The 17,388-nt window shown below is 43.1% G+C and carries 17 protein-coding genes and 1 tRNA gene; 15 read left to right on the top strand and 3 right to left on the bottom strand.

Annotated features, from left to right (window positions below):
• Nucleotides 1–6: 6 nt before the first annotated feature.
• Nucleotides 7–921: a 4Fe-4S binding protein gene (locus DWX96_RS11185; protein ID WP_118057573.1), complete on the bottom strand. Its 915-nt coding sequence runs from the start codon at nucleotides 919–921 to the stop codon at nucleotides 7–9.
• Nucleotides 914–1,054 carry a CD1871A family CXXC motif-containing protein gene (locus tag DWX96_RS11180; RefSeq protein WP_197420846.1) on the bottom strand — a complete coding sequence of 47 codons (141 nt, stop codon included), beginning with the start codon at nucleotides 1,052–1,054 and terminating at the stop codon, nucleotides 914–916. The genes DWX96_RS11185 and DWX96_RS11180 overlap by 8 nt, the downstream gene beginning before the upstream one ends.
• 101 nt (nucleotides 1,055–1,155) lie before the next feature.
• On the opposite strand from DWX96_RS11180, the gene DWX96_RS11175 reads away from it, so the two are divergent.
• Genes DWX96_RS11175 through DWX96_RS11165 form a run of 3 tightly spaced genes read left to right on the top strand, consistent with a single transcriptional unit; the run spans nucleotide 1,156 to nucleotide 3,986 of the window.
• Nucleotides 1,156–1,836 carry a response regulator transcription factor gene (locus DWX96_RS11175; protein WP_022244316.1) on the top strand — a complete coding sequence of 227 codons (681 nt, stop codon included), beginning with the start codon at nucleotides 1,156–1,158 and terminating at the stop codon, nucleotides 1,834–1,836.
• Nucleotides 1,833–2,975: a sensor histidine kinase gene (locus tag DWX96_RS11170; RefSeq protein WP_117842080.1), complete on the top strand. Its 1,143-nt coding sequence runs from the start codon at nucleotides 1,833–1,835 to the stop codon at nucleotides 2,973–2,975. The genes DWX96_RS11175 and DWX96_RS11170 overlap by 4 nt, the downstream gene beginning before the upstream one ends.
• Nucleotides 2,976–3,026: 51 nt before the next feature.
• Nucleotides 3,027–3,986, top strand: a complete 960-nt coding sequence (locus DWX96_RS11165) for a cation diffusion facilitator family transporter (RefSeq protein WP_158561853.1) — start codon at nucleotides 3,027–3,029, stop codon at nucleotides 3,984–3,986.
• A 74-nt stretch (nucleotides 3,987–4,060) separates the two neighbouring features.
• On the opposite strand, the gene DWX96_RS11160 is transcribed toward DWX96_RS11165, so the two are convergent.
• Nucleotides 4,061–4,146: transfer RNA gene (locus DWX96_RS11160), tRNA-Ser, on the bottom strand.
• 181 nt (nucleotides 4,147–4,327) lie between these two features.
• On the opposite strand from DWX96_RS11160, the gene DWX96_RS11155 reads away from it, so the two are divergent.
• From DWX96_RS11155 to DWX96_RS11100, 12 genes are all read left to right on the top strand, one after another.
• Nucleotides 4,328–6,241, top strand: coding sequence for an OPT family oligopeptide transporter (locus tag DWX96_RS11155; RefSeq protein WP_118057575.1), 1,914 nt, complete (start codon nucleotides 4,328–4,330; stop codon nucleotides 6,239–6,241).
• A gap of 87 nt (nucleotides 6,242–6,328) precedes the next feature.
• On the top strand, nucleotides 6,329–6,691 hold the full coding sequence (locus DWX96_RS11150; RefSeq protein ID WP_022244312.1) for a PqqD family protein: 363 nt from the start codon (nucleotides 6,329–6,331) through the stop codon (nucleotides 6,689–6,691).
• The gene (locus DWX96_RS11145; RefSeq protein WP_117697860.1) at nucleotides 6,691–8,133 is read left to right on the top strand and encodes an aminoacyl-histidine dipeptidase; all 1,443 of its coding nucleotides are present in this window, start codon (nucleotides 6,691–6,693) and stop codon (nucleotides 8,131–8,133) included. Before DWX96_RS11150 ends, DWX96_RS11145 begins: the two co-directional genes overlap by 1 nt.
• Nucleotides 8,134–8,241: 108 nt before the next feature.
• On the top strand, nucleotides 8,242–9,315 hold the full coding sequence (locus DWX96_RS11140; RefSeq protein ID WP_118057576.1) for a 6-phosphofructokinase: 1,074 nt from the start codon (nucleotides 8,242–8,244) through the stop codon (nucleotides 9,313–9,315).
• Between the two features lie 20 nt (nucleotides 9,316–9,335).
• Nucleotides 9,336–10,898: a DNA polymerase III subunit gamma/tau gene (gene dnaX, locus DWX96_RS11135; RefSeq protein WP_117697858.1), complete on the top strand. Its 1,563-nt coding sequence runs from the start codon at nucleotides 9,336–9,338 to the stop codon at nucleotides 10,896–10,898.
• 21 nt (nucleotides 10,899–10,919) lie between these two features.
• Nucleotides 10,920–11,276 carry a YbaB/EbfC family nucleoid-associated protein gene (locus DWX96_RS11130; RefSeq protein WP_022244308.1) on the top strand — a complete coding sequence of 119 codons (357 nt, stop codon included), beginning with the start codon at nucleotides 10,920–10,922 and terminating at the stop codon, nucleotides 11,274–11,276.
• A 26-nt stretch (nucleotides 11,277–11,302) separates the two neighbouring features.
• Nucleotides 11,303–11,899, top strand: a complete 597-nt coding sequence (gene recR / locus DWX96_RS11125) for a recombination mediator RecR (protein WP_118057577.1) — start codon at nucleotides 11,303–11,305, stop codon at nucleotides 11,897–11,899.
• A 40-nt stretch (nucleotides 11,900–11,939) separates the two neighbouring features.
• The gene (locus DWX96_RS11120; RefSeq protein ID WP_022244306.1) at nucleotides 11,940–12,776 is read left to right on the top strand and encodes a transketolase; all 837 of its coding nucleotides are present in this window, start codon (nucleotides 11,940–11,942) and stop codon (nucleotides 12,774–12,776) included.
• Entirely contained in the window at nucleotides 12,764–13,711 is a 948-nt protein-coding gene (locus tag DWX96_RS11115) for a transketolase family protein (protein WP_118057578.1), read from the top strand. The genes DWX96_RS11120 and DWX96_RS11115 overlap by 13 nt, the downstream gene beginning before the upstream one ends.
• A gap of 153 nt (nucleotides 13,712–13,864) precedes the next feature.
• Nucleotides 13,865–15,187, top strand: a complete 1,323-nt coding sequence (locus tag DWX96_RS11110) for a LysM peptidoglycan-binding domain-containing protein (RefSeq protein WP_118057579.1) — start codon at nucleotides 13,865–13,867, stop codon at nucleotides 15,185–15,187.
• An 81-nt stretch (nucleotides 15,188–15,268) separates the two neighbouring features.
• Nucleotides 15,269–16,480, top strand: coding sequence for a DUF5711 family protein (locus DWX96_RS11105; RefSeq protein ID WP_118057580.1), 1,212 nt, complete (start codon nucleotides 15,269–15,271; stop codon nucleotides 16,478–16,480).
• Entirely contained in the window at nucleotides 16,477–17,193 is a 717-nt protein-coding gene (locus DWX96_RS11100; RefSeq protein WP_118057581.1) for a CvpA family protein, read from the top strand. The genes DWX96_RS11105 and DWX96_RS11100 overlap by 4 nt, the downstream gene beginning before the upstream one ends.
• The last annotated feature ends 195 nt before the right edge of the window (nucleotides 17,194–17,388 follow it).

Below are 17,388 nucleotides of genomic sequence, written 5' to 3'. Positions count from 1 at the left end.
ATAAAATTAATGGTTACTTTTTTGAATATTGTTGTCTACGGATGCTCTTTTTTCGCATGGCATGCCCATAAACTGATAGTGGATGGCATCTTTAGGGCAGGCTTTTATACATGCTCCGCATCGTATGCATTCCGGATGATCCGGGGTCTTAAGCACATCAACATCCATTTTACAGGCATTGGAACATTGACCGCATCCGACACATTTACTGTTTTCAACCTTAATTTTAAGAAAGCTGACCTTGTTAAACAGTGAGTAGATTGCCCCGAGAGGACAAATCCATTTGCAGAAGGGTCTGTAAAACAAAATACTTAACACAACAACTGTAATTAAAATAAGGCATTTAAAAGAAAATAGCTTTCCCAGTGCAGATCGTATGGCAACATTTCCCAGTGAAAGAGGTATAGCCCCTTCCAGAACGCCTTGAGGACAAATGTATTTGCAGAAGAACGGATCCCCCATCCCAATGGAGTTCGTTACAAACATTGGCAGAAGTATAACGAAAACAATAAGGATAAGATATTTCAGGTATCTTAGTGGTTTCAGCCGGGCTGTAGAAAATTTTTTCCCGGGAATTTTATGGATTAAATCCTGAAACCATCCAAACGGACACAAAAAACCACATATAAATCGCCCAAGTGTCACACCGAGTAAAATAAAAAATCCTGTTATGTAGTATGAAAATTTAAATCGCGATGAACCGACAACTGCCTGAAAAGCTCCGATAGGACAGGCTCCGGATGCAGCGGGACAGGAATAACAGTTTAATCCGGGTACACATACCGTTTTAGCACTGCCCTGATATATTTTACCCTTGAATAAATTGGGAATATGAATATTAGTAAGCAGCGTGGCAGCTGCCTGTATCCATCCACGTATTCCAGCAGCTCTTTTTGATATTATTTTTTTATTCTTATCCAATTCCGACACACTCCAGACATAATTTTATCGCTTTGCCAAGTACGGCAGCTGCTTCACCTCTGATTGCACCATAGCTGACCATAGTGATACCGGTGATAAGCAAGGCAATTTGAGATATTTTTTGACACTTCAAGATATTGTTGCTCCTTTCATTTGTTGAATTTATTGACCTGCTGACCTGGGTATTATACAATAGCAGTTGTAAAATTTTTGTTAAGAAACAGGTGAAAGCTCTTGAGATTATTAATAGTTGAAGATGAGAAACAAATATGTGACACAATTGCAAAAAGTCTGTATGATGCCGGTTACGAGGTGGATACCTGCTATGACGGGGAAGAGGCACTGGAATGCATTCTGGCGGAGGATTATGATTTGATTGTTCTGGATCTGAATCTGCCGGGTATGGATGGAATGGACATTTTAAGGGAACTTAGACAGAAAAATGAGGAGACGAAGGTCCTGATATTATCTGCAAGAGGACAGATTGCCGATAAGGTTGAGGGACTGGATGCAGGTGCAAACGATTATATGGAAAAACCGTTTCATTTGCAGGAACTTGAGGCACGTATCAGAAGCCTGACAAGAAGAAAATTTGTGCAGAAGGATATATGCCTGGAAAGTGGTGAAATTAAGTTCAATACGATAAGACGCGAGGCATATGCAAAAGGGAAAATGGTTCCCCTGACAAGAAAAGAAAATGGTATTCTGGAATACCTTCTTCTTAATCTTGGCAGACCGGTCAGCCAGGAGGAACTGATAGAGCATGTCTGGGATGCATCCGTGGATAGCTTTAGCGGCTCCATCAGAGTGCATATGTCGTCACTCAGAAGAAAACTAAAGTCCGTGCTTGGATATGATCCGGTTTTGAACAAGGTGGGAGAGGGGTATAAAATACGAGAGGAGTCCGATAAATGAGAAGAATGTCGCTGCAGTGGAGGCTTACCTGTATCATTACATTATATATTGCGGTAATATGTGGATGCCTGACTATGCTGGTCTATAAAAACGGTGTGTATTATATGGATTCCCTGCAGGAGACTGTTGATGCACAGGGAGATGGGAATGGAAATGAATCAGACGAAATATATATCAGTATTCCGGAAGACAAGTGGGACGAATTTGCAAATGATTTTTCGGTCCAGGTATATAACAATAAGACGGATTACAAAAAAAGCAGCCTGATAATTTCAGCTTTATTGGCACTTCTTGGTGGAGTGGCTACATATTTTATAAGTGGGCGTGCCCTCAGACCGATTAGAGAGTTTTCGGATAAAATCGAAGAAGTACAGGCACAGAATCTGGCAGATTCACGGATAGAAGAGAATCAGGTGAAAGAACTGAACCAGCTTAGTGCTTCATATAACAAAATGCTTGAACGCCTTTCGGATGCCTTTGAGATACAAAGACAATTTACCGCAAATGCAGCACATGAGCTTCGAACCCCGCTGTCTTTAATGCAGGTACAGCTTGATTTATATAATTCCGCCAGACATCCGGGCAATGATACAGATACTTTACAGACGATAAAGATGGTTACGGAACAGAATGACAGGCTCAGCAGGATGGTAAAGACACTTCTTGACATGAGCGAACTTCAGACGGTGGGGAGAGATGAGAAAATTGCAGTTGACGCTCTCATTGATGAAGTGCTGGCAGATTTGGAACCTCTTGCACAGGAAAAAAATATAAAGCTTGCTGGAAAATGCAAGAATACAACAATGGTCGGAAGTGATATTCTTATTTACAGGCTGGTATATAATCTTGTTGAAAATGCAATAAAATATAATCATTCAGGTGGACAGGTTACAGTTACTGCGTATCAGAAGGAAAAGCATGTTTATCTGTCAGTAGAGGATACAGGAAGTGGAATCCCGGAGGAACTACGGGAGCGCGTGTTTGAACCATTCTTCCGTGTGGATAAATCCAGAAGCAGGGAACTGGGGGGCGTAGGTCTGGGACTTGCTTTGGTTCATGAAATTGTGAGAGTGCATGATGGCAGTATAACAGTTAAGGCCAGTCCGTCTGGCGGGACGATTTTTGATGTGATTTTTTAAAGAGAATATATCTGATGTGCTTTTGAACAGCCAGGAATGGGAGGAAAGAAAATGCCGGAACGAAAAATAGTCCGTACAGCCAATGAAGATTTACCGGTAATTAAGGAAATGAATGCAGCCAGTAAAATGAAACTGGAAAAAAGAATGATAAACCTGTCCTTTATTGGAAGCGTACTCTTTGTAGTAGCAGAAGGAGTTATGGCATATATCAGTCATTCCCATGCAATACTGATGGACTGCGTATTTGATGTGACAGATTTAATAATGATAGGACCGTTTCTGGTGCTGGTGCCACTGTTATACCGGCCGGTAACGGAACGCAGACCATATGGATTTTCCCAGGTAGAATCGTTATTTCTGGTAATCAAGTACAGTGTGCTTTTAGTAGTTACCATCCAGCTTTTAATTGAAAGTGTGCAAAGCATCCTGCATGGCGGACATATGGTAAATGCCAGCCAGCTGGCGGGCTTCGAATTTGGAGTGTGCGTGGGATGCCTGATTATTTATTTCCTGCTTCATTATTTCAGTAAACGGTATGCATCCGTAGTGGTAAAAGCGGAAATGTATAACTGGAAACTGGATGTAGTCAGCAGTTTTGGCGTATCCGCCGCATTCTTCGGACAGTTCCTTCTGCAGAAGACACCGTACGAATGGCTGGCACCGTACATAGACCCGGTAGTAGCAATTGTGATGGCATTAATCTTAATTGTAGAACCGGTGAAAATGATATTGCATGGACTCAGGGAACTGGTGCTCTTTGCACCGGAGCAGGAAGTTATGGATCAGATACGTTCCATTGCAGAACAGTATATGCAGACCTGCTCCTATACGATAGAATTTTTGGATGTCATCCAGACCGGACGAAAAACCTGGGTGGAAATATACATAGACAGCCCCAACGATATTATTACAATGCAGTCCCTCACCAGAATCAGAAATGGAATCCGGGAGGAATTAAAGAAATACTTTGATCAGATTTATGTGGAACTGATACCGGATTTGCCGGAATAAAAATAATACCGGACACAGGTGCCGGAGTGTATAAAAAGTGCCGATGGAATATTCCACCGGCACTTTTTATGAAACGGAGATGGCGGGATTCGAACCCGCGTGCCCCGGAGGGCTAACGCATTTCGAGTGCGCCCCGTTATGACCACTTCGATACATCTCCAGATAAAAAAGAGTGCATACACTTTGTTGGATTCGTGTGGTAAAGTGTTTTGCACAATAACATATATATCATACAATATTTTCCTGCCGGATGCAAGCAGATTTCATTGACAGACTTGGAAAATGCCCGTATAATAATATTTATATTGGTTATAGTGACCATAACTAGGAGGATTAGACAAATGAATAATGAAAAAGAGTTCAAGCCGTATATTCCGGCAGACAAAGTTTTGCCGGAACTTACGCCAATCTCTATTATTCTGGGTATCCTGCTGGCCGTAGTTTTCGGTGGGGCAAATGCATACTTAGGACTTAGAGTAGGAATGACAGTGTCGGCATCCATACCGGCAGCGGTAATTTCCATGGGAATTATCCGCGTAATTTTAAGAAGGGACTCCATTCTGGAGAATAACATGGTACAGACCATCGGTTCTGCCGGAGAGTCTCTTGCAGCAGGAGCAATCTTTACACTCCCGGCTCTGTTCATGTGGGCAGAGGAAGGTGGTACAAGCATGCCATCTTTAGTGGAAATCGCATTGATTGCATTAATCGGTGGTGTCATCGGAGTTATGTTCATGATTCCACTTCGTAGTGCATTAATCGTACAGGAGCATGGAAAGCTTCCTTATCCGGAAGGAAAAGCCTGTGCAGAAGTACTGGTAGCCGGAGAAGAAGGCGGAGCAAAAGCAAGTACCGTATTTGCCGGTCTGGGAATTGCAGCAGCATACAAATTCATCACAGATGGTTTGAAAGTATTCCCGAGTGAAGTGACTTATGAAATCAAATCTTACAAGGGTTCCGGAGTCGGAATGGATGTACTTCCGGCACTTCTTGGAGTTGGTTATATCTGTGGAGCCAGAGTATCTTCCTACATTTTTGCGGGTGGAGTAATCGGCTGGTTCGTACTGATGCCGTTAATCGCACTCTTTGGTGCAGACCTTACCATTTTCCCGGCAAGCGTTCCGGTATCTGAACTTGGCGCATCAGGAATCTGGTCAAACTATATCCGTTACATTGGAGCAGGAGCAGTTGCAGCAGGCGGAATCATCAGCCTGGTAAAGAATCTGCCACTTATCGCAAAGACCTTCCGTCAGGCATTAAAGAGCTACGGAAGCAAAGGAAATGGCGACAACAGCCGTCTCAATAAAGATATTCCAATAAATATCGTAATTCTTACGATTGGAATCATGGCTATTATCATGTGGCTGGTTCCGGCAGTTCCGGTAAGCCTTCTTGGAGCAATTATTATCGTAATCTTTGGATTCTTCTTTGCAACCGTATCATCCAGAATGGTTGGTATCGTAGGAAGTTCTAATAACCCGGTATCCGGAATGGCAATTGCAACACTGCTTATCACAACTATGATTTTAAAAGCAACCGGAACCATCGGAATGCCTGGAATGGTAGCTTCTATTGCAATCGGTTCTGTCATCTGTATCATCGCAGCAATCGCCGGAGATACATCACAGGATTTAAAAACCGGTTATCTGGTAGGAGCAACACCTTGGAAACAGCAGGTTGGTGAAATCATCGGTGTAGCAGCATCTGCTATTGCAATCGGTGGAGTATTATATCTGTTAAATGCAGCATGGAGCTATGGTTCCTCATCAATCCCTGCACCGCAGGCAACCTTGATGAAGATGGTAGTAGAAGGAGTTATGGGCGGAAACCTTCCTTGGGTACTGGTATTTGCAGGTGTTGGTATTGCAGTAGTAGTAGAAATCCTTGGAATTCCGGTATTGCCATTTGCAGTAGGTCTTTACCTTCCGATTTACTTAAGCACACCGATGATTGTTGGTGGATTAATCCGCTTATACTTCGATAAGAAGAAGGGTGAATCTGAAGAAGAGAAGAAACGCAAAGTGGAAAATGGAGTGCTTTATTCATCCGGTCTGATTGCTGGAGAGGGTCTGGTAGGAATACTCCTTGCAGTCTGCGCAGTCATTCCATTCAAGGGAGAGACCTTTGCAGATGCATTTAACTTATCTGCAATATTCGGTTTCAGCTTAGGAAACATTGGCGGACTGGTATTCTTTGCATTACTTGCCGTAACTTTAATCCTTTTCATCCGTGGAAAGAAGAAAAAAGAAAATTAAAAACAGAATAAAGTAGTTCTTACATCTGCCGTCTTGCGAAAAGGCGGCAGATGTTTTATACTGCTAGCGAAGATAATAGGAGGCAATATGGCAAAGAAAAAAGACAATTATTTAGATTATATCCCACGTCCGAATACATTATTTGAATGTAATAAGAACAAAGATGGCAAAATAGAAATAAAAATGCATAACAAAGGTGTGTTTAACAAAATCGCACAGGTGTTATTTAAGAAACCGAAATACAGCTATATCGAGCTGGATGAATTCGGCAGCTTCGTGTGGGAGCAGATGGATGGAAAGAAAACCATCTATGAGATTGGTACACTGGTAAAAGAAAGATTCGGTGACAAGGCAGAACCTCTTTACGAGAGACTGTCCCAGTATATCAAGATTTTGCATAACAACCATTTTATCGTATATGAGAATAAATTAAGAAAGAAGGAATCATAATGAGCGCATTAGCAGGCTTAGAACCAAAAGAGGTATTTCATTATTTTGAAGAAATCAGCAATATTCCCCGTCCATCCTATAAAGAGGAGAAAATCAGCAATTATCTGGTAAACTTCGCAAAGGAACGGAACTTAGAATATTATCAGGATGAAGTAAAAAATGTCATTATCATCAAAGAGGCAGCACCGGGCTATGAAGACGTTGCACCACTGATGATTCAGGGACATATGGACATGGTGTGCGAGAAAGAACCGGGCAGCACCATTGATTTTGAAAATGACGGACTGACACTGGAAGTAAACGGAGATTATATCAGTGCAAAAGGAACAACCCTTGGCGGCGACGATGGAATTGCAGTTGCATACGCACTGGCAATCTTAGACTCTGACAGTATTGCGCATCCGCGTATCGAATTTATCTGTACCGTGTCCGAAGAGGTTGGCATGGAAGGTGCCGTAGCACTGGATGTTTCCCACTTGAAAGCAAAGAAGCTTCTGAACCTGGATTCTGAAAATGAAGGAATCATGCTGGTAAGCTGTGCCGGTGGATGCAGCACCGTATGTGAGCTTCCAGCGGAATGGGAAAAGAGTGCAGGAAATCTTGTTTCTATTCATGTGGCAGGCTTAAAGGGCGGACATTCCGGCGTGGAAATTGACAAAGGAAGAGCCAACTCCAACATTTTGCTGGGAAGAATTCTTTTGGAATTAAAAGATGAATATCATTATCAGATAGCAGCATTATCCGGCGGAAATAAGCAGAATGCCATTCCAAGAGAAAGTGCAGCAGAGCTTATGGTACAGGAAGATGCCACACAGCTTGTCCATAAAATAGAAGAAATTGCAGAGAAAATCACCCATGAATTTTCCACCAGTGATCCGGATATTCAGATATCCGTAGCAGTAGAAGAAAACTGTGAGAAGGAAGTATTAACAGAAGCTGCGGCAAGAAAAACAGTGCTTTTAATCAACCTGCTTCCAAATGGAATTCTTCGCATGAGTGATGACATCAAGGGACTGGTAGAGACTTCTTTAAACCTTGGCGTTCTGACTCTGGAAAAAGACAAGCTGACTCTGCAGTATGCCGTAAGAAGTGCAGTGGGAACCGCAAAAGAATATCTTTTGAAACGTATTGCTGCGCTGGTGGAAGAGTTTGGCGGAAGAGTCACCAATACCGGTAATTATCCTGCGTGGGAATACCGCAGGGATTCTGTACTCCGGGATGATATGGTCCGCATTTTCAAGGAAATGTATGGAAAAGAGCCGACCGTAGAAGCAATTCATGCCGGACTTGAGTGTGGCATTTTAGCAGGTAAGATTGACGGACTGGATGCTGTCTCCATCGGACCGGATATGATTGCCATTCATACCACAGAGGAGAAATTAAGCATTTCTTCCACAAAGAGAGTATGGGATTATATCTTAAAAGTAATTGCCTGCAAATAAATTGCTTAAGCAGGCTTTATAGCTTGTACCCTAAAAAAAAATATATTATAATATATTTTGGATGTGTGGGCGTATGCACAACAATAAGCAAAGAAAGGGATGCAGCAAATGAAAAGAATAGGTATGTTGACCAGCGGCGGAGACTGTCAGGCATTAAATGCAGCAATGCGCAGCGTGGTAAAAGGATTAAGTCATAATGTGGATAAGTTGGAAATCTACGGTTTTTATAATGGTTACAAGGGATTGATTTATGGCGATTACCGCCTGCTTACATCAAAGGATTTTTCGGGAATCCTTACCAAGGGCGGAACCATCTTGGGTTCTTCCAGACAGCCATTTAAACTGATGCGTGTGCCGGATGAGAACGGGCTGGATAAGGTGGAAGCAATGAAGCAGACCTATCATAAACTGAAACTGGATTGTCTGGTAATCCTTGGCGGAAACGGAACACAGAAGACTGCCAATCTCCTTCGGGAAGAGGGATTAAATGTCATCCATCTGCCGAAGACCATCGACAATGATATCTATGGAACAGACATTACCTTTGGTTTCTATAGTGCAATCAATGTAGCATGTGCAGCTATTGATTGTATACACACAACAGCAGCATCCCATAATCGTGTCTTTATCGTAGAAGTCATGGGACATAAAGTGGGCTGGCTGACCCTGTACGCAGGTGTTGCCAGTGGAGCAGATATCATATTACTGCCGGAAATCCCATATGATATTGATAAAGTCATCGAAGCAATAGATAAGAGAACCAGGGATGGAAAAGGCTTTACCATTCTTGCGGTAGCAGAGGGTGCTATTTCCAAGGAAGATGCAGCACTTTCCAAGAAAGAATACAAAGAGAAGTTAAAGAATTATAAATATCCGTCTGTATCCTATGAGATTGCAGACCAGATTGAGAAACGCAGTGGCACCGAAGTACGTGTAACCGTACCGGGCCATACCCAGCGCGGTGGCAGTCCATGCCCATATGACCGTGCACTCTGTACACGGCTTGGTGCAGCAGCAGCCCAGGCAATCATTGATGAAGATTACGGATACATGATTGCGATGATTAATGATAAGACAAAGCGTGTTCCACTGAAGGATGTGGCTGGCAAGTTAAAGACTGTTGACCCGGATTGTCAGATGATTAAAGAAGCAAAGACCATTGGAATCAGCTTTGGAGATTAAGAGAAGCGAGGATGGAATAGATGTCATACATGGCACTTTACCGTAAGTTCCGCCCACAGGAATTCGCGGATGTCAAAGGACAGGAGCATATAGTAACAACCTTAAAGAACCAGATAAAGGCAGACCGTATCGGCCATGCATATCTGTTCTGTGGAACGAGAGGAACCGGTAAGACAACTATCGCAAAAATATTTGCCAAGGCAGTCAACTGCGAACATCCCGTAGATGGAAGCCCTTGTGGAGAATGTGCAAGCTGTAAAGCAATTGCGGCAGGAAGTTCCATGAATGTTATCGAAATTGATGCGGCATCCAATAACGGCGTAGATAATATCCGTGAAATCCGGGAAGAGGTAGCATACCGCCCGACAGAAGGAAAATACAAAGTTTATATCATAGACGAGGTGCACATGCTCTCCATCGGAGCCTTTAACGCATTGTTGAAGACCCTGGAAGAGCCGCCTTCCTATGTCATTTTTATACTGGCAACCACGGAAGCCCATAAGATACCGATTACGATTCTTTCGAGATGTCAGCGGTATGATTTCCGGAGAATTTCCATTGAGACCATATCAGACCGCCTGATGGAACTGATGGAAAAGGAAAATGTGGAAGTGGAAGAACGGGCAATCCGCTATATTGCCAAAGCGGCAGACGGATCCATGCGGGATGCCTTAAGCCTTTTAGACCAGTGCATCGCCTTTTATCTGGGACAGAAGCTGACCTATGACCATGTGTTAGAGGTGCTGGGTGCAGTAGATACGGAAGTCTTTTCTAAATTACTGCGGAAAGTGCTGGCAGAAGATGTGGCAGGAGCCATTTCGCAGTTAGAAGAGCTGGTCATCGAGGGAAGAGATTTAGGACAGTTTGTCAATGACTTTACCTGGTATTTAAGAAACCTGCTTTTGTTAAAAGGCTCAGACGATATGGAAGAAGTCTTAGATATGTCTTCTGAGAACATGGCACTTTTAAAAGAAGAAGCCCGGTTGGTAGAAGCAGATGTACTGATGCGGTATATCCGGATTTTCTCCGAGCTGTCCAATCAGGTAAAATATTCTTCCCAGAAACGAATCTTAATTGAAATCGCAATAATTAAATTATGTAAACCTGCAATGGAGACCAACATGGATTCCATTACAGACCGGTTAGCAAAGTTAGAAAAGAAGATGGAGCAGGGAATTCCCATGGCAGCACCGGTGAATACCGCGACACAGCCGGCCGAGGCAGCAGCACCGGTCAGCCGTCCGCCAATGCCAAAAGCAATCCCGGAAGATGTGGAACAGATTGTAAAGAACTGGAATTCCATTCTACCGAAGATGAGCGGCGTGGTGCGCACCTATCTTAAGTCGGCACATTTAAGTCTTGGCGGGGATGACCGTCTGATGATTGTATTGGATGACCCGGTTGCAGCAGGCTACGTGGAAGAGGAAGACCACAGAAATGAAATTCGACAGGTGATTTCTGATTATATAGAAAAAGAAGTGGAGATTCAGATTCAGCAGAATCAGTCGAATCGTCCGTTTGAAGAATCCTATGTGGATTTGTCACAGATAATCAATATGGATATAACCATTGAAGATGAATAAAATACAGGAGGAAATGGAAACATGGCAAAAAGAGGCGGAGGATTTCCGGGCGGAATGCCGGGAAATATGGGAAACCTTATGAAACAGGCACAGAAGATGCAGCGCCAGATGGAAGAGGCATCCAAGGAGTTAGAGGAGAAAGAAGTAACAGCCGCAGCAGGTGGCGGTGCAGTTGAGGTTACAGTCTCCGGTAAGAAAGAAGTAACCAAAGTAAAGATTGATCCGGAAGCAGTTGACCCGGATGATGTAGAAATGTTAGAAGACATGATTATGGCAGCAACCAATGAGGCACTGCGCCAGATAGAAGAATATTCCCAGCAGTCCATGTCCAAGATTACCGGCGGCATGGGTGGACTTGGCGGTGGATTCCCATTCTAATCAGCTGAAGGAGAAGAGGAAACAGAATGGACTATTACAGCAGCCAGATAAGCCGTCTGATAGAACAACTTTCCGGCTTGCCGGGAATTGGACCAAAGTCGGCGCAGAGACTGGCATTTCATATTTTGAATATGCCGGAAGAAAATGTGGAAAAATTAAGTCATTCCATATTAGATGCAAGACAGAATATACACTACTGCAAAGAGTGCCTGACCCTGACCGATGATGAACTCTGTCCGATATGCAAAAATCCCCAGAGGGATCACAGCGTAATCATGGTAGTAGAGGACACCAGGGATCTGGCAGCTTATGAGAAAACTGGAAAATATGAAGGAGTATATCATGTACTTCATGGGGCAATATCTCCGATGCTTGGAATCGGACCGAATGACATTAAGCTCAAGGAGTTGATACATCGGCTGGAGGGTGATGTAAGAGAAGTCATCATCGCCACCAATTCAAGCTTAGAGGGAGAGACAACAGCAATGTATATCAGCAAGCTGGTGAAACCGACCGGAATCAAGGTCTCAAGAATTGCCAGCGGCGTCCCTGTGGGAGGGGATTTGGAATACATTGACGAGGTAACGTTACTTCGCGCGTTAGAGGGACGTGTGGAGTTGTAATGGATACAAACAAGCTTATTCATGAGAAAGGTTAAGTAAAATGACGAATGCAGAGTTGGAAAAAAAGGCAAATGAAGTAAGACAAAGTATTGTTACGGCATTGCACAGTGCAAAATCCGGACATCCAGGCGGATCACTTTCCGCAGCAGATATTATGACATATCTGTATTTTGAAGAGATGAATGTGGATCCGAAGAATCCGAAGATGGCAGACCGCGACAGATTTGTGCTGTCGAAAGGACATGTAGCTCCGGCATTATATTCTGTACTGGCACACAAAGGATATTTTCCGGTAGAAGATCTTGTGACACTGCGTCATACAGGTTCTTATTTACAGGGACATCCGGATATGAAACATATTCCGGGTGTTGATATGTCTGCAGGTTCCTTAGGACAGGGATTGTCCTGCGCAGTAGGAATGGCACAGGCTGGTAAGATGGATGATAAGGATTATCAGGTATATGCAATGTGTGGTGATGGTGAGATTCAGGAAGGACAAATCTGGGAAGCTGCTATGTGGGCAGGCGCACATCACTTAGACAACCTGACTGTAATCGTAGATAACAATAACCTTCAGATAGATGGAACGGTAGAAGAAGTATGTTCTCCATATCCGATTGATAAGAAATTTGAAGCATTCAATTTCCATGTAATCAATATCAATGGAAATGATATGGAAGAAATCCGTAATGCCTTTGCAGAAGCAAAGAAAGTAAAAGGCATGCCGGTTGCAATCATCGCAAAGACCACCAAAGGAAAAGGAGTTTCCTTTATGGAAAATCAGGTGGGCTGGCATGGAAAAGCTCCAAATGACGAGCAGTACGAACAGGCAATGGAAGAATTGAAGAAAGCAGGTGAAGCATTATGTCAGAAGTAAAGAAGATTGCAACAAGAGAAAGCTACGGTAATGCTTTAGTAGAACTGGGCAGGGAACACACAGACCTTGTAGTATTAGATGCCGATTTGGCAGGTGCAACCAAGACGGAAATCTTCAAGAAAGCATTTCCGGAACGTTTCTTGGACTGTGGAATTGCAGAAGCAAATATGGCTGGAATCGCAGCAGGACTTTCTACCTGCGGTAAAGTTCCGTTCATGAGCTCCTTTGCAATGTTTGCAGCAGGACGTGCTTATGAGCAGGTGCGTAACGCAATCGGATATCCACATCTGAATGTAAAAATCGGTGCAACCCATGCAGGAATCTCTGTAGGAGAAGACGGTGCAACCCACCAGTGCTTAGAAGACCTTGCACTGATGCGTGAAATTCCTGGAATGGTAGTGATCAATCCGAGTGATGATATTGAAGCAAAAGCTGCAGTAAAAGCGGCATATGAACATGTAGGACCGGTTTACCTCCGATTTGGCAGACTTGCAATTCCTGTATTTAATGATAACGAAGATTACAAATTCGAAATCGGAAAAGGAATCGTCTTAAAAGAAGGAAAAGATGTTACCATCTTTGCAACCGGACTGGAAGTAAGCGAGACATTAGCAGCAGAGAAAATGTTGGCAGCAGATGGCATTGATGCAGAGATTATCAACATCCATACCATTAAGCCAATCGATGCAGAATTAGTTGTTGCATCAGCCGCTAAGACAGGCAAAGTCGTAACCGTAGAAGAACATTCCATCATCGGTGGACTTGGAAGTGCTGTATGTGAAGTCCTTTGCGAGAAAGCACCGGCCAAAGTGCTCCGCATTGGCGTAAATGATACCTTTGGCGAGTCAGGCCCGGCACCGGAACTGATTGCAAAATACGGACTGGATGCAGAAAGTATCTACAAAAAGGTAAAAGCCTTTGTAAAAGAAAACTAAAAAAGACAAAAAGGAAAGCTGTCACTGAAAAAGTGGCAGCTTTTTTCGTAAAAACCTGTCAGAAACTTCATTTTTCGCCATCCATGATATGGCAAAAAATCCGCCGCCTCTGTGTTATGGTTGTCCCAGGACAAGAGGAAAGGGGCGGCAGAAGTGATAGAGATTATACAACGGAAGGAAATAGAAAATTCAGCAACAGGAAATGCACCGGCAGGAAATACCGCAACAGGAAATATAGTGACAGAAAATAGAAGAACGAACGAGAAGGCGGAGGATACGGCAACGTTTCCACGAAATTTCCGCCAGATTGGGACGCCAGAGGGTGAAAAACACATTTTTATAGAAGATTATGTATACACCTATCTGCATCCGGCATTTCTCGGAATGAATGAACGGCGGGTATGCATTCTGGTGGGCAGAATCGAGCAGTATGGTAAAAATACAAACATCTATGTAAATGGGGCATTTGAATTGCCGGAAATTGCATATTGTGGGACAGCTCCGGTCTTTCAGGAGAAAATCCGGACAGAAATATGCACCTTAATTAAACGCTATTTTGATGGAAGCACCCTGCTGGGCTGGTTTTATGATGAGAAGGGGACAGCACCCTGCCTGACACCGGAACTGGAACGGATACTGAAAAATTTCTTTGGTGGAAACAATAGACTTCTGCTGCTGTCGGATTCCCTGGAAAAAGAAGAAACGTTATACATATATGAAGATGGAGCCGTTCATAAAAAAGAAGGCTATTATATCTATTATGAACGCAACCAGGCGATGCAGGAGTATATGATAGTATCGCGGAAAGACACACCGCAGGAAGTGAAACCGGAGGAGGTCCGGGATGAGGCATTAAAAAACTACCGGGAGCTGGTCTTAAACAGACCAAAAAAGAATTTTCAACTGCCGGCATTTCATTCACTGGTTTATGGAAGTGGTCTTCTGGTGGTCATTGCAATCATAGTTGTAGGCATCAGCATGTTCAATAATTATGAGAAAATGAAGAAACTAGAAACTGCGGTCAGTGTCATGGAACAGAAAAATGATTCATCAGGAACAGACCCTGCACCGGATACGGAAACCCAGACAAAGCTGGTCATCGAGGACCTTGCGGGACAGGTAGAACCAACGGAAAAAGAGAATGCAGAAAACTTACAGGTTGCGGACAACACAGCAGCACCGGATAACACGGCAGCACCGGATAACACGGCAGCACCGGATAACACGGCAGCACCGGATAACATGGCAGCACCGGATAATACATCTGACCAGGCAGCATCCGCAAGTACGCAGCCCCAGTCCGAGGCGGAAATTATATTGCAGCAGGGCTATTATATCGTGCAGCCGGGAGACAGCATGATTTCCATCAGTAAAAAGATATATCAGGATGCTTCCCATGTGGCAGATTTGTGTGCGGCAAATGGGATTGAAAATGTCGATAATATAAAGGTTGGCGAAAAATTAATACTTCCATAAGAAAAAAATAATGCCGAAACATGGAATATAGGCTATAATCAATAGAAGAGTGAAGAGAACAGCAGGAGTTAAGAAACAGAAATGGCAGATAAAACACAGTTTCGTACCATCGAAACAGACGAAGAAGAACTGAATACCAAAATACGGAAACATCGTTTGAAAATAATAAAAATCATATTGTTGTTGCTGGCACTGGCAGCTGTTGCAGCATTGGGGATTTTCTTTTTTCAGAAATTGCGGAAATATAATAGTTACACGGTAGAAAAAAGCGTGGAACGTCAGGACACTGCTGGAAGCCAGTTTCTTGCATATGGAAATGGTTTTATCAAATATAGTAACGATGGGGCAATTTATACCGACGCCAATGATGAAGTGTACTGGAACCAGACCTATGAGATGAAAGAACCAATGGCAGATGTCTGTGAGGATTATGTGGCATTGGCAGATAGGGGCGGAACTGAAATCTATATCATGAATCAGGCGGGAATGCAGGGCAAAATTGAGACACCGATGAACATCTCCAAAATAAGCGTAGCCAACCAGGGCGTTGTGGCAGTATGGATGGAGAGTGACGGAGAGAATTACATCCGTATGTATGACCAAAATGGCAAAAATCTGGTGTCCGGCGCATTCTATACAGAAAAAAGCGGTTATCCGCTGGATATTTCCCTTTGCAATGATGGAAAGAAATTAGCAGTGTCCATGCTCACGGTCAATAATGGAGAAGTATGCAGCACAATCAAATTCTACAATTTTGGCTCAGTAGGACAAAATGAGATTGATTATATGGTAGGAAGCTTCGACTATCCGGATGTGATAATACCACAGATAGAATTTACCGATAACAACCGTCTGGTGGCATTTGGCGATTCCAAAATTATTTTGTTCAGAGGTACCCAGAAACCGGAGCCGGATGATGAAATTGCGCTGAACCAGGAAATAAAGAGTGTATTTACCAGTGAAAATTATATTGGCATCATTTACAATAATGATGTGCAGGCAGAATCCAATACCGAAAGCACAGAAGAAAGCCGCCATATGGAAATTTATAATACCGGTGGCAAACATGTATTAAGCAAGGATTTTACCATGGATTATGAAAATGTGGACTTCCTTGGAAATGGAGAAATCTGTATCCGGAACGCCACAGAGTGTCAGATTTACAATACATATGGTGTAAAGAAATTTTCCTATACATTTGATACACCGCTGTATGATGTAATTTCAGACGGCAGCCAGAATGGTTATATATTTATAATGGAAGGAACAACAGAGAAGGTAAGACTGAAGTGAATTGGTTATTGATATGTGTGATTGGAATCCTGGTAGTATGTGCCCTGGAGGGATACTTCCGTGGATTTATAAAAATAGTATTCTCCCTGCTTGCAATGATTATCACTCTTGCAGTGGTGTCAGTTGCAGCTCCAAAGATTACAACCTATATAGAAGAAAACACAGAGCTGGATGAGAGAATCACGGAGAAATGCTTAGAGCATGTGGAAAAAAATGCGCAGGACCGGCTGGACCGGGAAGCACAGGAGAAGTCCGAAGAGACCAGACAGCAGTTAGAAGAAAATGGTATCAGTGGCGGAGAACTGGATGCCCTTATGGACAAAGCGGCAGAAGCGGGAAGTGATGCGGTCCATCAGGCACTGGCAGATAGCGGAGTTTATCAGGCAATGGCACAAAAAATCACGCATTTTATCATCAGCCTGATTGCCTGCATAGTGACATATGTGGTGGTATATCTAGTTCTTCATATTATTTTGAATGTGCTGGATCTGGTGGTGAAGCTTCCGGTTCTGAAAGGAATCAACCGGTTCATGGGAATGTTGGCAGGCGGTGTGAAAGGATTTCTTATAGTCTGGGTAGCATTTTATCTGATACATATTATGGCAGCCACAGAATGGGGCACGCGGCTGGTGACATATATCAGAGAAAATGAGTTCCTCGCATTTCTCTATCAGCATAATCTTCTGGTACAGATATTTACCGGAATTTTTTAAAATGTATAAAAAAATTAAAATGACATAAAAATATCAGCAAATAGATATTGTAGGATGAAAAAACAGAATCCACAATATCTATTGCTTTTTGTTAGGAACCACAAACCGCCTGAAAAAAGTGTGTAAAAAAACCGAAAAAAGGGTGTTGACATCCCGAAAATGACGTGCTATTATAAAACTCCACCGCGCAGGAAA

The organism is Roseburia sp. AF22-2LB, from assembly GCF_003461125.1.
GTDB lineage: Bacteria > Bacillota > Clostridia > Lachnospirales > Lachnospiraceae > Roseburia_C > Roseburia_C amylophila.
Note: the sequence above shows the minus strand (reverse complement) of the source record. Positions and strands in the feature narration are given on the sequence as shown.